At 48.7% G+C, this 19,425-nt stretch carries 18 protein-coding genes and 1 tRNA gene; 8 read left to right on the top strand and 11 right to left on the bottom strand.

Annotation, left to right across the window (positions count from 1 at the left end):
- Positions 1 to 39: 39 nt before the first annotated feature.
- The gene (locus DWY25_RS15345) at positions 40 to 486 is read right to left on the bottom strand and encodes a GNAT family N-acetyltransferase (protein WP_220412965.1); all 447 of its coding nucleotides are present in this window, start codon (positions 484 to 486) and stop codon (positions 40 to 42) included.
- Between the two features lie 122 nt (positions 487 to 608).
- On the opposite strand from DWY25_RS15345, the gene DWY25_RS15340 reads away from it, so the two are divergent.
- Positions 609 to 1,373, top strand: coding sequence for an HAD family hydrolase (locus DWY25_RS15340; RefSeq protein ID WP_117895959.1), 765 nt, complete (start codon positions 609 to 611; stop codon positions 1,371 to 1,373).
- A 122-nt stretch (positions 1,374 to 1,495) separates the two neighbouring features.
- On the opposite strand, the gene DWY25_RS15335 is transcribed toward DWY25_RS15340, so the two are convergent.
- Positions 1,496 to 2,167, bottom strand: coding sequence for a hypothetical protein (locus DWY25_RS15335; protein WP_117895958.1), 672 nt, complete (start codon positions 2,165 to 2,167; stop codon positions 1,496 to 1,498).
- A gap of 174 nt (positions 2,168 to 2,341) precedes the next feature.
- On the opposite strand from DWY25_RS15335, the gene DWY25_RS15330 reads away from it, so the two are divergent.
- Entirely contained in the window at positions 2,342 to 2,905 is a 564-nt protein-coding gene (locus tag DWY25_RS15330) for a TetR/AcrR family transcriptional regulator (RefSeq protein ID WP_181981861.1), read from the top strand.
- 20 nt (positions 2,906 to 2,925) lie between these two features.
- Positions 2,926 to 3,321, top strand: coding sequence for a DUF2871 family protein (locus DWY25_RS15325; protein ID WP_006061117.1), 396 nt, complete (start codon positions 2,926 to 2,928; stop codon positions 3,319 to 3,321).
- A 201-nt stretch (positions 3,322 to 3,522) separates the two neighbouring features.
- Here DWY25_RS15325 and DWY25_RS15320 read toward each other — a convergent pair whose 3' ends face one another.
- Together DWY25_RS15320 and DWY25_RS15315 are read right to left on the bottom strand one after the other, a co-directional pair.
- Complete coding sequence (locus DWY25_RS15320) at positions 3,523 to 6,162, bottom strand: hybrid sensor histidine kinase/response regulator (protein WP_117895956.1); 2,640 nt, start codon at positions 6,160 to 6,162, stop codon at positions 3,523 to 3,525.
- 531 nt (positions 6,163 to 6,693) lie between these two features.
- Positions 6,694 to 7,068, bottom strand: coding sequence for a helix-turn-helix domain-containing protein (locus DWY25_RS15315; protein WP_117895955.1), 375 nt, complete (start codon positions 7,066 to 7,068; stop codon positions 6,694 to 6,696).
- 138 nt (positions 7,069 to 7,206) lie between these two features.
- Here DWY25_RS15315 and DWY25_RS15310 point away from each other — a divergent pair, with 138 nt between their 5' ends.
- Together DWY25_RS15310 and DWY25_RS15305 are read left to right on the top strand one after the other, a co-directional pair.
- Positions 7,207 to 7,521 carry a hypothetical protein gene (locus DWY25_RS15310; RefSeq protein WP_006061121.1) on the top strand — a complete coding sequence of 105 codons (315 nt, stop codon included), beginning with the start codon at positions 7,207 to 7,209 and terminating at the stop codon, positions 7,519 to 7,521.
- A gap of 208 nt (positions 7,522 to 7,729) precedes the next feature.
- Positions 7,730 to 8,938 carry a helix-turn-helix domain-containing protein gene (locus DWY25_RS15305; protein WP_181981860.1) on the top strand — a complete coding sequence of 403 codons (1,209 nt, stop codon included), beginning with the start codon at positions 7,730 to 7,732 and terminating at the stop codon, positions 8,936 to 8,938.
- Between the two features lie 36 nt (positions 8,939 to 8,974).
- On the opposite strand, the gene DWY25_RS15300 is transcribed toward DWY25_RS15305, so the two are convergent.
- The 6 genes from DWY25_RS15300 to DWY25_RS15275 form a co-directional block, all read right to left on the bottom strand.
- Positions 8,975 to 10,192 carry a helix-turn-helix domain-containing protein gene (locus DWY25_RS15300; protein ID WP_117895953.1) on the bottom strand — a complete coding sequence of 406 codons (1,218 nt, stop codon included), beginning with the start codon at positions 10,190 to 10,192 and terminating at the stop codon, positions 8,975 to 8,977.
- 150 nt (positions 10,193 to 10,342) lie between these two features.
- Positions 10,343 to 11,767 carry an FAD-dependent oxidoreductase gene (locus tag DWY25_RS15295; RefSeq protein ID WP_117895952.1) on the bottom strand — a complete coding sequence of 475 codons (1,425 nt, stop codon included), beginning with the start codon at positions 11,765 to 11,767 and terminating at the stop codon, positions 10,343 to 10,345.
- A 58-nt stretch (positions 11,768 to 11,825) separates the two neighbouring features.
- On the bottom strand, positions 11,826 to 12,059 hold the full coding sequence (locus DWY25_RS15290; RefSeq protein WP_117895951.1) for a hypothetical protein: 234 nt from the start codon (positions 12,057 to 12,059) through the stop codon (positions 11,826 to 11,828).
- Positions 12,060 to 12,205: 146 nt separating this feature from the next.
- Complete coding sequence (locus DWY25_RS15285; protein ID WP_117895950.1) at positions 12,206 to 14,155, bottom strand: FAD-dependent oxidoreductase; 1,950 nt, start codon at positions 14,153 to 14,155, stop codon at positions 12,206 to 12,208.
- A gap of 79 nt (positions 14,156 to 14,234) precedes the next feature.
- Positions 14,235 to 15,065, bottom strand: a complete 831-nt coding sequence (locus tag DWY25_RS15280) for a MerR family transcriptional regulator (RefSeq protein ID WP_117895949.1) — start codon at positions 15,063 to 15,065, stop codon at positions 14,235 to 14,237.
- 246 nt (positions 15,066 to 15,311) lie between these two features.
- Positions 15,312 to 15,387: transfer RNA gene (locus tag DWY25_RS15275), tRNA-Val, on the bottom strand.
- Between the two features lie 199 nt (positions 15,388 to 15,586).
- Here DWY25_RS15275 and DWY25_RS15270 point away from each other — a divergent pair.
- From DWY25_RS15270 to DWY25_RS15260, 3 genes are read left to right on the top strand one after another with little or no spacing between them, the layout of a single operon-like run.
- Positions 15,587 to 16,822 (top strand): peptidoglycan bridge formation glycyltransferase FemA/FemB family protein, encoded by a 1,236-nt coding sequence (locus DWY25_RS15270; RefSeq protein WP_181981859.1) that lies wholly within the window; start codon positions 15,587 to 15,589, stop codon positions 16,820 to 16,822.
- The gene (locus DWY25_RS15265; RefSeq protein ID WP_181981858.1) at positions 16,819 to 18,051 is read left to right on the top strand and encodes a lipid II:glycine glycyltransferase FemX; all 1,233 of its coding nucleotides are present in this window, start codon (positions 16,819 to 16,821) and stop codon (positions 18,049 to 18,051) included. The genes DWY25_RS15270 and DWY25_RS15265 overlap by 4 nt, the downstream gene beginning before the upstream one ends.
- Positions 18,048 to 18,812, top strand: a complete 765-nt coding sequence (locus DWY25_RS15260) for a sugar phosphate isomerase/epimerase family protein (protein WP_117895946.1) — start codon at positions 18,048 to 18,050, stop codon at positions 18,810 to 18,812. Before DWY25_RS15265 ends, DWY25_RS15260 begins: the two co-directional genes overlap by 4 nt.
- A 229-nt stretch (positions 18,813 to 19,041) precedes the next feature.
- Here DWY25_RS15260 and DWY25_RS15255 read toward each other — a convergent pair whose 3' ends face one another.
- Entirely contained in the window at positions 19,042 to 19,398 is a 357-nt protein-coding gene (locus DWY25_RS15255; protein ID WP_147336702.1) for an RpnC/YadD family protein, read from the bottom strand.
- Between the last annotated feature and the right edge of the window lie 27 nt (positions 19,399 to 19,425).

The following is a 19,425-nucleotide window of genomic DNA, read 5'->3' as shown; positions in this document are numbered from 1 at the left end:
TACAATATTCCTGATTCCTCTGATGTACCCGAATACTTTTCATTCTTCTGTTTCAGAATGAAGCGGCAGCGTAAACTTGAAATGCCGGCATGTCATTCCCTGCTTTTTATAAAAGGCATGGCTGGCAGTCCGGCGTTGATTGCACGCACATTCCAGCTGCGGACAGCCGGCGTAAGCCGCAATTTCTTTCGCTTTCCCAAATAACAGCTTTCCCACGCCCTGACCGCGGCATTTTTCATCGACAACCAGTTCCTGAATCTCAGCAATCGGCGCGGTGTGATGAAGCAGCTTTTGAATATGCACGCTGACAAACCCGCAGATCTTTCCTTCTGACAGCGCAATTTGATAGACGATCTGGGGATTGTTTAAATTTTCTTGATAAACGGCGTTCAAGGCTTCCCGATGGACCGGCGCTTCCTCCAGCTGTTCAATCAGCCGGGCCACCTCGTTTTGATCTTCCGCTTTTGCCTCACGGATTTGAATCATGACCGCATCCTCCTGTTCCTGGATCTTTTCTCCATTATACCATGATTGCTTCGATCCGCTCCGGCTTGTTCGCGTTCCTTTGAAATGCTATACTTAATGACTACAAAGGGGGGAATGTTCCAATGAAATACAAATGTGTCGTCGTCGACCTCGATCAGACGCTGCTGCATGAAGATAAGTCGTTGTCCCGGGAAACGATAGAAGTCTTCGCTCAGCTGCCGCCAAAAACGGAAATTGTCGTGGCAACCGGCCGGGCAATCACACGGACGCAGCGCTATGCCGATCTCATCCACGCGCGTTCCATGATCTGCACCAATGGTTCGATCATCTATCATCAAGGGCAGGTCATCCACCGCACGGAAATCGACAGTCAGAAAGTGATCGATCTGATCCAGACCGTTCGAAAAATCGAGCCGGTGCAGCTCACCTTGTTTTACCCAACCAAGGGCTATACAACTAACGAGTATTTTATCAACAAGGGGGAATCACTGCGGCTGGATCTCGATCATTTTGAGACGCATGAAATTCAGAAGATTTTCGTCGTGACGCCCAACCACGCGGCGGTGGAAGCGATTGATTTTTCCAGCTATGGGATGAAGGCCGTTCCCTTAAGCGAGAACCTGGATATTTTTGTCGTCACTGCCGAACAGGTCAACAAGGGCACCGCGCTGCAGGCCTTCTGCGATCATCTGGGGCTGGATTTAAGTCAGGTTGTCGCTTTTGGGGATGATTACAACGATCTGGAAATGCTTCAGGAAGCAGGCTGCGGCGTCGCGATGGCCAACGCCGTCCCGGAAATTTCTGCAGCGGCTGATCAGCGGACGCTGAGCAATGAGGAAGACGGCGTCGCCGTCTGGCTGAAGGAACATCTCGCTGATTTTCAATAATCCTCTCCGCCAAACATGAAACCGTGACCTCGCAGATCTTATTATAATCTGAATAAAGTCAAAACAGCCGCGCCTGGATTTCTTCAGGCTGCGGCTGTTTGCGTTGTTTGGCACATCTATCTTTATTTTGCTTGAAGTTCTTTGCGCATCGCGGAATATCCGATCCAGACCGTCCAGACATAAGCGCAGGTCTTCGGAATCATCAACATGCCGATCAGCGGAATCGTATCCGCCCACAAGACGACCGGAATGTAGAAGCCAAAGCTGAGAAGAATCGTCAGGCTCATGAAACGGAAAGCCGCGTCCTGATGCTGCTTCGTGCTTTGATAAAACAACACGATGATCAAGATTCCCAGCAGGGCAAACGGAAGATTGCGGTAAATCCCCCAGGATAGCGGAGCGTTGGCGCTGGTCCAGCCGTTCTGCGGGAACAGGCACAGCGCGATCCGCAGCGCCGCCAACAGATAGATGGTGATCGTCACGCCCTGCTTTCCGGATACCTGATAACGCTGACGCCAGACATAATATAATAAAACATAGAAAATTGTCATCGTGATCGAGGTGATGAATTTTCCGACCCCCAGCGCGAACGTATAATTTTCCAAACCCGTCGTGCACAGCGCGATGGCCCGCGGCACAAGATGGAACGCATCGCCCGCGCCCAGCGTCACCGCCATGATGCCGAACAGGACATACTGACGATGACCGCGGCCCTGGCGGATCATGATCAGCCCGAGCGTGATCACCGTACAAAGATAAACAATATCAAACACAGTTTCTACAATTGCTTGCATAAATTTTCCTCCTTTATGAACGTTGTTCATTATAGATTCAGAAGCTGTTTCTGTCAACACCTTTTGCGATCATTTCCTGTTTATTCTTTTTCATTCATTTTGAGCGTCTGCGTTGACTTTCATGATTCTTCTTCTTATAATGAACACAGTTCATATCTTGAGAGGAGTGAGACTTTGCCTAAACTTTTGCCTAATCTAAGACAGACCTTGATTGAAAAAGCGATCGAGCTGTCGCGCACCGGCGGCTTAAGCGGACTCAAGCTGCGTGATTTAGCCCGCGAATGCAACATCGCCTTAGGTACGTTGTATAACTATTACCCGACCAAGGACAGTCTGGTTCTGGACGTCGTCCAACAGTTCTGGCAGAACTGTTTTCATCAGAAGTCGTTTCCCGAAGGCGACGTCTTAGTCAAATTGGACTGGCTTTACGCCGTCATGAAAGAAAGCGTCGATGAATTCTCATCCGAGTTTCTGCATGCCGCGTCCGGCCTGTCGCCCGCGGCGTTGGAAGAAGCGAAAAGCCGTGAACTGCACGCTCAGAAGCATCTGACGCATCAGCTGGCATTGGCCCTGAAGACCAGTTTCCCTGACGAGACGGACGATCAGCTGGACGAACGCGCCGCCTTCCTGTTTTACAGCCTGCTGGGCTGCCTGGAAAACCGCGGTTATCGCTATGAATCACTGCGGCGCTGGCTGGAAAATGTCTTAACCCCATTGAACAACGATGAAATTCAATAGAAAAGAGAGGTAATTTATCCATGAAAAAATTAATCAACACTGCTTTTGTCTACGCCCTGGGCGCCATGGCCGCCGGCGTTTTCTTCCGTGAAGTCACGCGGATGCTCAATTATACAAGCCGGACCTATTTGTCGCTGGCCCATGGTCATCTGTTTTTATTAGGCACCTTGTTTTTCTTAATCGTCGCCCTGTTAAGCAAATTCATTGATTTTGCCGAAACCGGCTCTTTCCGCAAGGCTTATCTAGTCTATAATGTTGGTTTGATCTGGACCGTCGCCTTATTCCTGGTCCATGGCTGGATGGAAGTCCAGGGCATGGAAGTCGGCGCCATGATCGCCGGGATCGCCGGTCTGGGTCATATCTTATGGGGCGTCGGCTTAGTCTGGATTCTAAACCTGATCCGTTCCCGCGCTTGATCAACGTACTGATTTCCGCCTGGACGCCGCTCTTAGAAAATTCACAGTGAGTTTCCGCTTCCGGGAAAAGATAAAAAGCTGGTCAATTCAGGACCTTCAGGGCCTGACTGCCAGCTTTTTTTATTCCCCGATTTCACTTTTTCTGTACTGAAGCTTCTGCCGGAATGTTATTCCGCAAATCATCAGTGGATTCAATAAGCTTTAATTCTCCAACACCCCGTTATCGGAATCCCCGTCCGGCGTCTCCTGGAGAATCTGGGTAAGCGTTGTATACAGCTGACTGACGTCAATCGGCTTGGCAATATGTGCGTTCATTCCCGCTTCCTTCGCCAGCGCTATATCCTCGACAAACGCATTGGCCGTCATCGCCAGAATTGGAAGCGACTTCGCGTTGGGATGATTGGAATTACGAATAGCCTGCGTTGCTTCATAGCCGTTCATTATCGGCATCTGAATATCCATCAGCACCAGGTCATAATAACCCGCTTCGGAATTCAGCACTTGATCCACTGCCTCCCGGCCGTTATTAACGCATTCCACCTTGACGTCCGCCATTTTCAAAATTTCAGTCGCGATTTCCATATTCAATTCATTGTCTTCCACTAACAACACTCTTTTTCCCGCCAGTTCCCGCGGCTTCACCGTTTCTTTTTCTTCCGGTTTCTCATAAGTCGGTCTGCGGGTTACCGTCATCAATGTATTGTAGATCGTGGAAGCAAACATCGGCTTGGAAATAAAAGCATTGACGCCCGCTTCCCGGGCCGCTTGTTCAATCGGAGTCCAGTCATACGCCGAGATAATAATGATCAGCGTGTCCGCGCCGACATATTTCCGGATCCTGCGGGCAGTCTCAATACCGTCCATATCCGGCATCTGCCAATCAATAAAGCAAACATCATATTCGTTGTCGCTTCCATGCGCGTCAATAATGATCTTTACCGCTTCTTCACCCTTTAATACCCATTTCGCCAGAATCCCCATGCGTTCCAGTAAAAGCGAAGTGTGGATACAGGTATCCTGATCGTCATCCACAACCAGAACATTCAGCTGATTTAATCTTTCCACCGTCGAAGTCAGCGCGGGGGCGTCCATTCGTTCAAAAGATAATTCTACAATAAATGTCGTTCCTTCATTTTCTTTGCTGAAAACCTGGATCGTTCCGCCTAAAAGCGAGACGAGGTTTTTGGTAATCGACATCCCCAGTCCCGTTCCCCCAAACCGCTGTGAAATCATACTGTCAGCTTGTTCAAACGGCATGTATAACCTTTGCAGAAAGTTTTCATTCATGCCGATTCCTGTATCACTGACCGTAAAGCGTATCCGCACCTGATTGTTGCGGATCCCGATCTGGCGCACTTCCAACCGAATTTTTCCATTCTCAGGAGTAAACTTGACGGCGTTCGACAAAAGATTCAACAGAATCTGATTCACACGCATAGCGTCGCCCACGACCATTTCCTCCGTGAAATCGACGACGGTGGCCTCAAAATTCTGATTACGCGAGCGGGCTTGGGAATCAATAATGGAAGTAATCGACTGAATCAGCTGACGGAACTCGAATGGCTCATGACTCATGGTCAGCTTTCCTTCTTCGATCTTTGACATATCGAGCACATCGTTGATCAATGATAATAAATGTTTGGATGAGAAGCCAATTTTGGCCAGACAATCTTCAACCCGGTTTTGATCGTGGATATTCGCCGCCGCAATCGTCGCCATGCCGATAATCGCATTCATCGGCGTGCGGATTTCATGGCTCATCCGGGAAAGGAAATCCTTCTTCGCGTCATTGGCTTTCTGGGCCAGCGTCAGGGCGTCGCGCAGATTCTGCTGAGCTAAGAGCGCGTCGGTCTGATCCCCGATACTGATGATATACCGCACAACCTGATCGTTAACCAGAATCGGATAGGCTTTTAACAACAGCCATTTATCCCGAATTCCCTGACCTTCCATCTTTAAACTGATTTCAGCCTGACTGCGCAGAATCCCGGAATGGAAAAGCTGATAAAGCGCCGCCTGATCATTTTCTGACAGCGTGGCTGTAAAAGCATCGTATTGTTGCAGCTGATCCTCGTTCAAGCCCAGAATCCGTTCGCAGTTAGGGCTGATATATTCCATCCATTTCTCTTTTAAATTATAGATAAAGAAGACGTCGTCGACATTATTGGACAACAAATCAAACATTTTCTCGCGATCCGCCACGTCATGCACACGCCTGCGTTCCATGTGCCGGCTGTTCTGGATACTTAGGATAATGATAAACAAAGAAAGCAGAACCGCCGTCGATATCGCCAGAACGCTCGTGTATTTCATCTCTTTTTCCAGAGCTAAAACTTTCTGATTGGCAAAGGTGATAATCGTTGTCAAGGTTTCGCTGACTTCATCATAGATCGGATAAATATATTCATTCAAATAATCGTTAATCTCTGCTTCCGAATAATCGGGAACTGAATAAAGCAGCTGACTCTGCTCTGCGATCAGCTCATCCATTTTCTCCTGCAGCTTTTTCGTATCGTCGGCAGGGCCAAGATATTTCTCCGTGATTTTGTCCAAAGACTCCTGCTGCAGCGCATAGCGCGCTTCCAGTAAAGCCTCGGTTTCCTCTACGGAATGAAAGCTGTCCGTTAAGAAAATACTGATAAATTGTTTCATATCCAAAAGCCGAGAGCGCATTTCGCGGGAAGAATTGGAAACGGTGTAAGGGTGTTCGTAAATCCGTGACGCCGCAATTTCCATATTTCGAATCGAATAAATACTGCTGAGTGTAAAGATAATTGAGATGACGCAGATAATAAGGGTACCCGCCGCAGTTGCTTTTTTGGAAGCAAAGTAAGATTTCATTTATTTTCTCCTCATTTATTTGACAGGCACCCGAGGTTATTTCAGCTTTTTTTTAAGTTCAGATGGTTGTAGTTTTATTAATCTCATTAATTATAAATTATAAATAAAAAAATACAATTCAATTTCCTGAAAATATTCCTATTTTATCGTTTTATATACTAATTTAAGGTGGAAAAGATAGAATTTGTTTTTTTGTTTAACTATCTCATGTTCGGATAAATCTTTCTGACTATTTCCAGGATTATCCGTACTTTCTGATTTTCTGGCAGGCTGAATATAAAATTCGTTTATTTCAAATCACGGAGGTTCAGCTTTGCGCCAGTCTTCGAATGTCGGTTTAACTGTTTGAACGTCAGGATGACTGATAAAATAAAGAAGTGATTCCGGATCCATTTTACTTTAGTTCATCCGTTGATCATTCTATGTCCCGGATCAGCGACGATTCGTTCTCCCTCCCCATCACAACAGACAAAACCGGCTTTGCGGTAAAGCCGGCCGTTTATAAATAAACTGGATTGCATTATCGGGGAGTTATTCATCCTCATTCCTTCGCGGATACCGCCGCAGCGCCGCTTTCATGCTTGCCAGCGTTTCTGTCAAAATTTTATATTCAGCGGGGGAACAGTCTTTCAGCTCTTCCTGAATGTCTTTCATATAAAAAGCTGTCAGCTTCGGCACACTGTCCATAATCAGCTCATCCGGCGTCACGTTCAGCGCGTTGGCAATGCTGACAAACAACTCCAGGCTAACCTTATTCGTTCCGGTTTCAATATGACTGATCGTAGGAATGGATACGCCGACTTTTTCAGCCAGCACCTCCTGAGTCAGATTTAACTTCATCCGAGCGCGCCGCACGCGCTGACCCAGAAGACAATAATCGACGTGATCTTTCTTCTCTTTGCTCATAATTACCTCATAAAATCGTCGTTCATGATTTGATTATATTGTAACCGGATGCAAAAATGATTATAATAAAACAAGAAGCAATATTTGCTTTATACTTAAATTTCTTCAATTTAAGTCGTTAAACAAAGGAGATAAAATATGTTAGTCACCGCGGCAACCAATCCTGAAGAAGCTTACACGCTGCTCAATGAAATCGTCGGCATCGGCGATTTTACCAGCGCTGATCTCGCCGATTTTCTGAGCCTGATCTCGAAACAAGTCGGAAAGAAAGAACGGTCGATTGAAAATCTGACCAATGATTTAAAATATGGCGGTTACGGCGAGGAAGATCAGCTGGAAATGACGGAACTGCTATTCCGTGAACAGACCATCCTTGAAAACCTGACGGAAGTCATCGCTGCCACAAAGGAAAAGCTGGCAGTTTACGAAGCTTACGAAAACAAGAAACAATAAGCTGAACCTCGTTTTGTCAACTCTGTTGTGACCGGATTTTAACCGGAATCCGGTCTTTTCTCTTTCCATTTTCATTTCCCGCCGGCCGCCGATTTCATTATACGGGATTGCGGATAAACCGCAACGATTGTCCGTTCATTAAACAACCGTTAAAAATCGCGCTGAAGATCATGGTTAAAAGTTTTTTTACAGGAAAGAGAGTTGAATGATGATGAAAATTCCCGGAATTCTTATTCGAATTAGCCGGATGGATCAATCGCGGAAACTGACGGATCTGGCCTTTCAATGCCACATCTCAGCCAGTTATCTCAGTCAGATTGAAACAGGAAAGGCCCAGCCTGACCCACAGATTCTGCGTCAATTGGCTAAAGCGCTGGATCTCGACTACACCATCGATCAAAATTGGCTGCTCCCGGCTCGTCAAAAGCTGGATCAGTTCATCCGCACCGCGCTGCTTTCCGACTTGGATGCCGCACGGGAACAGGCGTTGAATTTACAACGTCTGCGCAAACGATATGTCGCTTCGCCCCTGGCCCTTGATTATCATCTGGCCTTTTTTGTCTATGCCATCATGATAAAAAAACAGCGCGGATTTTCTCAACAAAAACGCCTGTTGACCAGTATACGGGAAAGCTTTAGCGATACACAGGCCGCGCTGTTTGAACTTGCCTGCGGCATCAGCGATCTGAGTCAGGATTTGATCGAAGCGGAAATTCATTTACACCGCTGTCTGAAAATCAATTCAGAACCTCTGTTCAATGCGCTGGGTCATTATTATGCTTCCCTTCTTTATTTTAAGAAAGGAAAAAGCCTGCTTGCCAGTGAACATTGCGCCAACGCTTCGCGCATGTTCAATCAGGCAAACTGCTATCCCTTTCTGATCTATTGTCATATCCAGTACGCGGCGATCCTGGCGATGCAGGAATATGACCGGCCGGCGGCAATCCTGACGTCGATGCTGGAAAGCAAAACCTTGAACCTGATGTCCGGAACGCGGTCTGTCATTCTCTGTAAGCTGGGTTATTGCTGCATAAATCATGGACGCTATGAACAAGCCGAAGCCGTTCTCGAGCGCTTCGGCGATATTTCCCATCCCAGCGAAGAGCTGGATTTTCTGCGGTGTCTTCTGAAATATAAAAAGGGCGAAATTGTGCTGATGAAAAATCAGATCCCGGCAGATAAATCCTATTCTGAACCGATTTCTGATCTAATGAAAGTCATGAAGGCCGTTGCCGATCAGGATCCGCGGCGGGATAAGCTGCTGATCAACCTGTTAAAACAGGGTCAGAAAAAACTGGATCAGCATCAGAAACGGTTCTATCTGACGCTTTTAATTGATTATTATGATGAAAAACGCAGCTATGCAAAGAAAGGTCAATGTCTTCAACGGCTGGCTGAGCTCCTGCAGGGGGGATGAGCTTTGATCGAGTATGGCCTAGACTGGCCGGCAGTTCTACTGTCGGTAACAATCGCGATATGCCTGCGGACGCATGCCTGTATTTTTCTTAAACAGCACGCTGAAGTAATCGCGGTTGACAATGCCAACGCTGACAGCGATCTCCGCAATTCTCATATTCGTTTCCATTAACAGAAGCTTGGCCCTTTCGATCCGCAGGCGGGTAATATAAGCGCTCAATGAAATCTTTAAATCCCGGCTGAACGTCCGGCTGACATAAGCGGGCGCCATCCCTAAATAATCCGCGGTTTCCTGCAGTCCGATTTCCTCCGTATAGTTTTGTTTTATCCAGGCGATTGCCTGCTGAGTAACCGGGCTCATGCGCTGATAATCCGCCGCCGCTTCCTGATGAATCTGACGCAGCCGCTCAAGCACCGCTTTTTCCGTTTCCTCAACGCTGAAATAGCGGTCCAGATGGAAAAGCAGCGAAGCAGAAGACTGCGTTAAATTGAGCTGGTCTTTCAGCTTCATAGTCAGACGGTTCAGATCGTTGATCACCGCGTAGCCCAGATCAAAATTAAAGCTGGGCTTCACTTCTTTAATGAAAAGTTCATGAACAGCCAGCTCCAGCTTGCGGACATTCTTATCAAAAAGCAAAAGCTCTATCTGTTCCAACAGTTCCCGGATCCGGTTCCAGTCGCCTTTTCCCTGCGGGATATCCTGACTGCAGATAACCACCGGACGCATGTCAAAATAAGCCAGCCGGCTCAGTTTCCGCAGCTTTTCAAACGCGGCAGCCAACGTGGAATAATCGGAAATCAGCTCGGAGAGCACGGTAAAATTCGCGAGCGAGGATTGTCGGTAGCGTTCATCTTTCTGATATTCCGCTTCCAGCGTTTCCATAATCTGACGGGCAAACATCAGAATTTCTGATTCTGTTTTCGCCCCTTTTTTAATCAGAAACACGATTTGCTTGGAGCCGTCATAATTGATTACCGCATGCATCATTTCCACTGCGGCTTGCCGAGCCTGCGCTTGAATCCGGAGGATGAACGCTTCAAAAATCCGCACGAAATCCTGTCGGTTCAACTTCAAGTCAGAGGTATAATATTTCTTCGGCAGGCCTGTCAGGCACAGATAAAAATTATGAAAATCAAAGTTCAACTCCGTGTCAACTTCATTCATCATCATTCGCAACTGGTCTTCCGTCTGCCCAAACAGAGCTTCGTTAACAATCATCGTCCGGCAGAATATTTCTTTATTATAAACTTCCACGTCGTATCCCTCCCTGCTTCATCATATCATAATTTTCACTTTAACCGCGCATTGGATTCAACACGAAAGAAGTCAGCGTTAACCGACTTCTTTTCCATATTTTTTATTTTCCGCTTGTTTTCCAAGTTTGCTTCAGTATAAAGACGCGAGTTATTTACTCATTAAATGCTGGGCAAGCAAACGGCCGAACGTAATGTCAATATTGGTCGGAGCGCCGCCGAACAAACCGTCGTCCGCACATTCACCCAAGGCATATAAACCTTCGATCGTCTGGCCTTCCGGATTCAGAACCTGCATTGTTTCATTGACCTGGATCCCGCCCAGCGTAACCTGGATGCCCGGCTTCACTTTCACTGCGTAATACGGCGCCTGATCCAGACGGGTGTTCATGTTGTTAGTCCGGCCAAATTCTGCGTCTTCGCCCTTGTCGACATAACCGCGGTATTTTTCCACCGTGGCCGTCAGGTTTTCCGCAGGTACTTCCATCAAAGCTGCCAATTCTTCCAGTGTCTGCGCTTCCAGGAAGAAACCGCGGTCTTTGAAATCAGCGAGCCGGGTTGAAGTATCCACCGATTTCTGGTCAAATACGATATAAGTAGTATCCCCTTCCTGTTCCAGCATCCAGCGGGAGAGCTGAGTATAATCCGGATAGTAATCGTTGCAGAAACGTTCACCCTGCAGATTCACGAGAATTCCCCCTTCGGCGCGGGCTACGCTCAAACTGTAGCTGCTTCCGTTTTCATCGGTATAAACAGCTGGATTCATCCGCACAACATCCATATTGGTCAGATTGGCGCCCGCAGCTTTCGCCAGCTGATGACCGTCGCCGGTGCTGCCGGCCGCCGTTGTAAACGGCGTTCCCGCCCATTCCGGTGCATATTCCTTCACCAGCTGTTGATTGGCGGCATACCCGCCGGTTGCGATGACGACCTGATCGGCATGGATAATCAACTCACCCTCGGGTCCGTTGGCTTTCACACCTATCGCTTTTCCCTGATCCATCAGGATTTCTGTAACCTTTGTTTCCGTGCGCAGATCCACGCCGGCTTTTTCGCATTCTGCCTTTAAGATTTTAACCAGCGTGACGCCCAGCGAGCTGCCATCGCCGATTCCGATTTGATAGTTGGACATCGGACGGGTCAGATTCGCCCCGCGCTCATTCAGCCAATCGATGCTGTCCTGACTATTTTCCAACAACCGGCGTAAATTATCCGCGTTAAAATCAGGATTGGAAGCCGTCTGCTTCGCGATGTAATCGTCGATTGTCAGTCCCATGCCAGCTTCCTTCTGCATTTCCGTATCGACGGCGACAAAATAAGTCGCCGCCAGCAGTGTGGCGCCTCCCGGCATAGCTTGTTTTTCCAACAGGATAACGTCCTGGCCGTTATTCTTGAGTTCGATCGCCGTCATCATGCCGGCGCCCCCGGCGCCGATGACAACCGTCGTTGTCGTTTCTTCCTTCGGTCCTTCCTCAGGTTGTTGTGAGGGTGCGGGCGAGGTCTGCGGATTTTTAGCGCAGGCCGTAAAGCTCAGCGCCAGCAGCAGGGATAAACCAGTAATCCAAAATTTCTTCATTTCAATTCCTCCTGATAGTTGAATTGTAGCATTGATAAACTTTACACAAGTTTTGAATTTATGACTTTCCCCACAAATTTTTGACTTTACTCTTCTTTTGTCTTTCTATAGGTTTTCCTTCAATGATTATTTCCTTATTGAGTCTGGAAGCTATCCAACCACTGAAATTCGTTTTGATTTCAATTCCAGCCCAGTCTCGTTGATCAAATCTAGAAGCCAAGGTCTTCGCTAAACTGAATCCGCGCTCTACCAAAAGCGCCATGGACGTACTTTTATCACTATATATAACCATTTCAATCCTCCGGCATCGAGAAGCGGTAAGACATTAAAGATAAAAGAGCGCGTTGCAGCAACACGCCCTTTGTTTCGGTTATTCTGGTTTTATTCCTCAGCCAGCCTGTTCTGATGCACTCAAGCTTGGATTAGAAGAAAATCTGCTTATTGATCAGAAATGACGCTGTTGCCTGCCAGCCGGCCGGTCGTGATCGCTTCGGAGATTGCATTGCCGCCCAAACGATTGCCGCCATGGAATCCGCCGGTCACTTCACCCGCCGCATATAAGCCGGGAATCCGGTTTCCGCTAGCGTCTAAAACATGAGCGTAGACGTCAACTTCCACCCCGCCCATCGTGTGGTGGACGGCCGGCGTCCGCGGATTGGCGAAATACGGTCCATGATCCTCAATTTTTGCGGTTTCATTGAAAACCGTCCGACCCGTCAGTTCATCATAACCCGCGTCAATCGCAGCATTGTAATCATCGACGGTTTTCCGCAGAGTGGCCGGATCCATACCGACCTGTTCCGCCAGTTCTTCAATCGTATCCGCCTTATACACCGCTCCGCGTTCGACTAAATCATCGACATGAATGCCGTAGGTATTCACATAATTCTCATCTAAGCGGCTGTTCTGATAGCTGCTGATAATATACATCATTCCATTGGTCTGTTCCAAAGTCGCGGCGCATAAAACATCACGGCGTTCTGATTCGTTAACAAACCGGTGACCTTCCTGATTGACATACATACTTGTCGTATCGCCGACATTGGTCGAAGTCTCACCCGTTTTCGGATCAGCGATTAAAAGCTGGATCTTATCCATGCCGACCAGGTTGGCGCCGACTTCCTGCGCCATAAGAATCCCGTCGCCTGTGATCGCCGGACTGTTGGTCGTCGGAACCGTCGGCCCTAAATCAGCCCAGATGCTGTTATACTTGACGCGCATTTCCACATTGGCGCCAAATCCGCCGGTTGCCAGGACAACGCCTTTTCCGGCTTTGTATTCATACGGCGTCCCATTGGCGGCCACCGCACGGACTCCGGTTACCCGACCGTCTTCCACAATGAATTCCTCAGCCTTGACTTCCAGATCATATTCGATCGGAAAGGCTTTCTTATCCGCGTCGTTTTTCAGCACTTCAATAAAGCCGATGCCGCTCTTATACGTTTGCGACATATTCGCGCGCGGCCATAACGAACCGACGATGACAATCGACTTCTCTTTCCAGTCGAAACCCATATCCTGCATCCAGGCATAAGTCTGCGGCGCTTTTTCGCACATCGACTGAATCAAGGCCGGATTACCGACATAATCGCCGTCGACATAGGTCTGAAGCATGTGTAAATAAACGGAATCAAATAAATGTTCCGCGCCAGACTTCTTATACGCGTCAAATTCAGCTGTCAGCTGTTCCTGCCAGCTCTTCATGGTTTCGTCCTTCGGCTCCATTGTGCAGTATTCCTCGACCGATTTCAGCTGCCCGGCCGTCATGACCTGGCTCTGTTGATTTTCAGGAACAACCGCGTTGAAATAGCCGCCGGAACGCATCGTATTGCCGCCCAGAGCTGCCGTTTTCTCCACCACGATGACCGAAGCCCCGTTCTCCGCCGCCGCATACGCAGCCGCAACGCCGGCTCCGCCGCCGCCTAAAACGATGACGTCCGCTTCCCGCTGGACTAAATCTCCGGCAGTTTCCTTTTCTATCTTCACATTTTTCAATGCTTCCGCATCGCCGCCGGCCTGGGTAACCGCATCAGCGACTGCTTCGATGATCGCATTGCTGGTCAAGGTTGCCGTCGCGACGGCATCGACTGCCAGCGACTGATTCTTCACGATCTCTTCCGGAATCCGCTGCAGCGGCAAGTCGGAAATTCCTTCGGTTTCCGAATGCTCAACGACTTCAACCTTGGTAATTTCATCAGCGGTGAACGTGACCTCAACTTTCAACTCGCCATTGCGTCCCGCGCCTGTCCCTGTGTAGGTGCCGGACGTATAGCCGGCAGCTGTTCCCTTCGGATTATTGCTCGGTGCCGCTGTGCAGCCGGTCAGTCCAACTGCCAGCAGCACGCTTAGAAACAAAACAACGATTCTCTTAAGATTTGATTTTTTCATCTTACCCTCCCTGTGTGAAAGCGTTATCTTTCCCTGTTATCAGAGTACACGTTAAAGGGGCTTTAGAGTCAATCCCAATCTATTGAAATCCAGTCTTTTTGTTTTTAAAAGGCAGCCAGACCTGATGAAACCGCTCCTGCGTCGTACTCCGGTGAAGCGTTGAAACCGTGCGCCCAATCGCGTCGCCGGCTAATTCCAGCTGATGCGCTTCCATGTAGTGCAGGACATGTTGAAATAAGCCGCAGTGCAGCAGTTCGCCAGCCTGCGCAGAAATGGCCGTGTGGACACAAAGCTGAGAAGGAACGTATTCCATTCCCCGGGCTTGAGGATCGATCCGCAGAAAATCAGCGTCTTCCGTCATCACGCACAATCCTAACGCAAAATTCTTATTTCCAGCCAGGATATCGTCTTTCGCAAAAAAAGGCGTCGGCATCACAACCGGCATCTTTACCGTCCACGCCTGGACGCGTTTCTGAATTTCAGGATCGTCGATCAGCTGATCCTGGATCTGATAACAAAAACGAAACATCGCGGGACTCTCTTCGATCCGGCACTTCCAGAGCATTTCCGCCGCGGAACGATGAATTTCGATCATCCGGTCGGCACACGCCAGCAGCCGTTCATTCCAAGCCACCGCCGCCTGCAGCTCCGTCTTCTTCTCCGCCAGCCGCTCCGCGATCTCTTCCAGCGTGCAGGTATTTAACATTTCCTTTGCTTCCTGTAACGTAAAACCGTAATTGCGGTACATTCTGACCCGCATTAAGGCGTTGATATCCAGCGCTTCATAGTAACGATAGCCGCTTTCCTGATCAATTTTCTGTGATTGAATCACGCCTTCCCGTTCATAATAACGGACGGTTTCAGAAGAAATTCCTAATAGTTTCGCAACTTCTCCAATCTTGTATGCCATAGTTCCCCCACAATCAGCCGAATCTATGCAGAATGATCATCCTGTTTCTCGACTGTCAGTCAATCTATATGTGTATTGTATCACAAGTATGTTCATTAAAAACAACATTTTTAAGATCTCAGATCTTCAATTCTTCATGATCCTCCATGCCGTTCACAGCGCTGATCAACATCGGATTTCCACAAGCGGAGAACGGGAAAGAAAAACAAAAAAGCTGCCTTGACGACAACTTTTACTTATAAATCATGGTGGACGCTAAGGGACTCGAACCCCTGACCCCTTCCACGTCAAGGAAGTGCTCTCCCAACTGAGCTAAGCGTCCGGTGCTTTAATATATTACCATTGTTCCTTAAAAACCGCAACCCTTTTTTAACCAAAAATGTCAAAAAATGAACGGCCGAAGCGCGCCTTTTCTCCGTTTTTCTTCCCCTCTCTGGATTGGATTCCTGCCTCAGATTCCAAAACGATTGGAGAAAGTTAAGGGCGGGTATGCTATAATGAAATATCGGAGGCGAAGCATTATGAATTTGCAATTTTGTGAATCGATCACAGGAAAGCAGCTGGACGAATTTACCCGTGCCAGCCGCTGTAATAATATATATCAGACGGAAGCCTGGGCTCATGTTAAAAAGGAATGGACTTCAAAATTTGTCGGCATGACCCGGGATGGACAGCTGTGCGGAGCGGCGATGATCCTGTTCCGCAAACTGCCGATGGGCATGAAGCTGGCTTATATCCCCCGCGGACCGATCATGGACTATGACGATTCCGAACAGGTTGAATTTTTCTTATCCGCAATCCGGCGTTTCTGCGCGAAACAGGGCGCGGTGGAATGTAAATTCGATCCGTATCTCATGATCGGCAGCTTTGAGTTAGATCAGAAAGAAGCGGCCTGGAACGCCCGCAGTCCGATTCCGGAACAGTTGGCGAAGGCTAAAGCGCACTTTGCGGGTTATACGAAGCTGATCAGCGAAACCGTGCAGCCGCGGTTTCAGCTGTGTTTCCCTCGTCAGGAAAACTGGGAAGCGCTCTTTCCGAAAAAGACCCGCGAAAAAATCCACAACAGCTTTGCGAAGGGGATTCAGATTGAGGTCTGGGGGATTGAGCATGTCCACGAATTAGCCGAAATGATCAAATATACGGAACAGCGTAAAAATATCCATCTGCGCAACGAAGATTACTTCCGGACGATCATGGAAAACTTCGGCGATCAGTCCTGCATCCTCGCCGCTCATCTGGATTGCGATCATGCGCTGGCGCTCATCGAGGAAAAACAGGAAGGTTTTCGCAAGCATCTAAACGAGCTGGATGAAAAAGCAAACAAAAAGCGCAAACAGCTGGAAAAACAAATCGCGGACCTTGACGAAGAAAAAGCCAGGCTGCGCCAGCAGGCCCAGGAAGACGGCCGCGATATTCTGGTCAGCGCGCTGTTGTTAGTTCATGACGGCACGACCTGCGAGCTGTTGTACTCCGGCTTAAACGAGAAATACCGCCGCTACCTGGCCGCGTATGCCCTGCGCTGCCGCGGGATTCAATGGGCTTTTGAACAAGGCTGCACACGGTTTAACTTCGGCGGGGTAGAAGGCACGCTGGACGATGGATTATTCATCTTCAAATCGTCGTTTTCACCGAAGATCGACGTTTATATCGGCGAATTCAGCCTCCCGTGCAAGCCGGTTCTATATCCAATCTGGACTCAGCTTCTGCCGAAAGTTAAGGAATTGCGCCGACAATGGTTAAGGAGGGAATCACATTGATCATCTGTAAACAAATCCCGGCCGCTCAGCTGGACACGTTTGTCAGCGGACATCCGTATGGGCATTACATGAAAACCTCGATGTGGGCAGCACTGCAGAAACAGGATCAGCCGCATTTCATTGGTTTTTATGATCACGATGAACTGAAAGGCACGGCGATGATCCTCGAGCGGAAGTCGCTGGGTATCCACTATTTCTATGTTCCCTGGGGACCTTGTCTGGATTATGACGATCCCGAGCTGTGTGAACAAGGCCTGCGGGGATTGATCCAGCTGGCGGAAAACGCCGGAGTTGACTTTCTGCGGATCGATCCGAACGTCTTGCGCATGGAGCGGGATATCAAAGGCAATCCGATCGAAGGCGGCGAAAATCACGAAGACATGACAGCGCTGCTGACATCGCTGGGGTTTGTGCATAAGGGTTACGGTTATGCCTACAACGGCAGCTGGGTCAATCGGTACACGTTAATCATCGACCTGTCGCCTTCCATCGAGGAGATTGTCAGGCATTTCTCCAAGCCGCGCCAGAACAGTCTGCGCCGGCATGCGGTGATCGGCGTGACGACCCGCCTGGGTACGAAAGCGGATTTGCCGCAGCTGTGCGAATTTGAACGGCAGCTATCCCAGATTCAGGGCTTTCAGCCGCATCCCCAGTCCTTCTTTGAAGCCTTGTTGGACGCCTTTGGTGATCACGCCGCTTTGTATGTGACCGAAATTGACCTCGATCAAATGATCAGCGGCATCCAGCATGAAATTGACAGCGGCAAATATAACAAGGATCCTGAAGCGCTGCAGTCCAAGCTGAAAGAAAAAGAAAAAGCCGCAGCATTAAAGGCGCGATACGGTGCAAAGCCAGCGATCGCCGCCGGCCTGTTCCTGCGCTTAGGCACGCAGTCTTGGGATCTTTATACCTATAACCACAAGGATTTCAACTTTATCAAAGCGGTGGATAACCTGCACCGGTTCGCAATCGAAGACATGAAAAATCACGGCGTCCTGCGCTATGACATGTGCGGATTCTCCGGCGTGACGGAAAAGTCCGATCCACATTACGGTTTGTATGATTACAAGCGTTCATTCGGCTCAGTTTATACAGAACGGATCGGCGAATTCGACTATATCCGCAAACCGGCGCGCACTGCCCGCTGGAAAAAAGCGGATCGTTTCCGCCGCCGGGTAAAACGCAAGCTCATCTCGCTGCGGTATGGTAAACAGGAGAAGCACGCATGAGACCGGTCGGACTGACCTCGGTCACCTTTCGTCAGCTGAGCGTCGATGAAATCATCGCGCTGGCCCGGGAAACGGGCTGCACCGGTATCGAATGGGGCAGCGACGTCCATATCAAACCAAAGCAGTTGGATCAGGTCGGTCAGGCTGCGGAAGCCTGCCGGCTAAATCAACTTGCGATTTTCTCTTACGGCAGCTATTACAAATTGAATCAAGGTCTCGATCCGGATACCAATTTCCAGGCTTATCTCGAGACCGCCGTCAAATTGGGAGCGCCGCTTGTGCGGATCTGGGCCGGCCGCACCGCTTCCGCGCAAGCTGACGATGACTTTTTTCAGAAAGCTGTCGCGGAAACACAGCGATGCTGCGATCTGGCAGCGAAAGTGGGAATTGACGTAGCGTTTGAATATCACCGCAAATCGCTGACGGATAACAGCGCTTCCGCCGTGAAGCTGCTTAAGGCCGTCAACCGCTCCAATTGCAAGACCTACTGGCAGCCCAATCCAGAGCTCACCGCGGAAGAAAACAGCCGGGAATTGGAGGAAATCCGGCCCTGGCTGGCACGCGTCCATGTGTTCAGCTGGTTACCCGACAACACCCGGCTGCCGCTCGCAGCCCAGGAAGCAGCCTGGAAAAACTGGCTGACTTTGATTCCCCGCGAAATCCCGCTGATTCTGGAATTTGTCAAAGAGGATCAGCCGGAACAGTTCCGTCAGGACATGGAAACGCTGCAAAAATGGCTGCCGTACAATACCTGTCTTTAGAAAAGTATCCTTGAAATTCCACTATAAGCAGCTTAAAAACAGTTTCTCCAACCCCCTCTGATCTTCGGATCGAGGGGGTTTTTCATAGTTGGAATTGTGAGCTGTGAGTTGTGACTCCTGCGCGTCATCTGATTCCATCCTTTCCATTTTCATCTCCATGATTTGACTCTAGCGAACTTTTTCCAACTTTACGTTATCCTGAATCCGATCCTCCGAAGTCCAGATCCACTTAGTCATGAGTATAGGACAGCTGGATTATGTTCTCAGCTTCATGCTTTGAATCAGAAAGCTTTTTAAGCTGCTCGTGGAGATCTTCCGAGGTATTTATTCTATTTAAAACTTGGACGATCTGATTCACTTTCGCTTCGTTTAAACTATCCAACTCTTTCTCATCGCTTTCCGTTAATTCCCATTTCTGCCGCAGTAACTCCTTCAACAAGGATATTTTCCCTTGTTTCACGCCTTTCTTTACACCTTTCCGCATCCCTTTTTTTATGCCTTTTTTATACACTGTCTTCTCATCCATCTCGTCGTACTTCATTCGCATCCTGGCAATTGCGTAACTGGTGTCCTTTAAAAAATCCATCCGCTTTTCTTCCATCATCCGAATAAC

Origin of the sequence: Holdemania filiformis (assembly GCF_003459085.1) — a bacterium.
GTDB lineage: Bacteria > Bacillota_I > Bacilli_A > Erysipelotrichales > Erysipelotrichaceae > Holdemania > Holdemania filiformis.
This window is presented reverse-complemented; position numbering and strand designations above follow the sequence as displayed.

What these genes read in the sequence shown, in the direction of transcription:
- DWY25_RS15315 (WP_117895955.1), bottom strand. Translation starts at nt 7,068, where the DNA reads ATGAGCAAAGAGAAGAAAGATCACGTCGATTATTGTCTTCTGGGTCAG.
- DWY25_RS15305 (WP_181981860.1), top strand. Translation starts at nt 7,730, where the DNA reads ATGATGAAAATTCCCGGAATTCTTATTCGAATTAGCCGGATGGATCAA.
- DWY25_RS15295 (WP_117895952.1), bottom strand. Translation starts at nt 11,767, where the DNA reads ATGAAGAAATTTTGGATTACTGGTTTATCCCTGCTGCTGGCGCTGAGC.
- DWY25_RS15285 (WP_117895950.1), bottom strand. Translation starts at nt 14,155, where the DNA reads ATGAAAAAATCAAATCTTAAGAGAATCGTTGTTTTGTTTCTAAGCGTG.
- DWY25_RS15320 (WP_117895956.1), bottom strand. Translation starts at nt 6,162, where the DNA reads ATGAAATCTTACTTTGCTTCCAAAAAAGCAACTGCGGCGGGTACCCTT.
- DWY25_RS15345 (WP_220412965.1), bottom strand. Translation starts at nt 486, where the DNA reads ATGATTCAAATCCGTGAGGCAAAAGCGGAAGATCAAAACGAGGTGGCC.
- DWY25_RS15290 (WP_117895951.1), bottom strand. Translation starts at nt 12,059, where the DNA reads ATGGTTATATATAGTGATAAAAGTACGTCCATGGCGCTTTTGGTAGAG.
- DWY25_RS15310 (WP_006061121.1), top strand. Translation starts at nt 7,207, where the DNA reads ATGTTAGTCACCGCGGCAACCAATCCTGAAGAAGCTTACACGCTGCTC.
- DWY25_RS15325 (WP_006061117.1), top strand. Translation starts at nt 2,926, where the DNA reads ATGAAAAAATTAATCAACACTGCTTTTGTCTACGCCCTGGGCGCCATG.
- DWY25_RS15260 (WP_117895946.1), top strand. Translation starts at nt 18,048, where the DNA reads ATGAGACCGGTCGGACTGACCTCGGTCACCTTTCGTCAGCTGAGCGTC.
- DWY25_RS15270 (WP_181981859.1), top strand. Translation starts at nt 15,587, where the DNA reads ATGAATTTGCAATTTTGTGAATCGATCACAGGAAAGCAGCTGGACGAA.
- DWY25_RS15255 (WP_147336702.1), bottom strand. Translation starts at nt 19,398, where the DNA reads ATGGATTTTTTAAAGGACACCAGTTACGCAATTGCCAGGATGCGAATG.
- DWY25_RS15340 (WP_117895959.1), top strand. Translation starts at nt 609, where the DNA reads ATGAAATACAAATGTGTCGTCGTCGACCTCGATCAGACGCTGCTGCAT.
- DWY25_RS15280 (WP_117895949.1), bottom strand. Translation starts at nt 15,065, where the DNA reads ATGGCATACAAGATTGGAGAAGTTGCGAAACTATTAGGAATTTCTTCT.
- DWY25_RS15335 (WP_117895958.1), bottom strand. Translation starts at nt 2,167, where the DNA reads ATGCAAGCAATTGTAGAAACTGTGTTTGATATTGTTTATCTTTGTACG.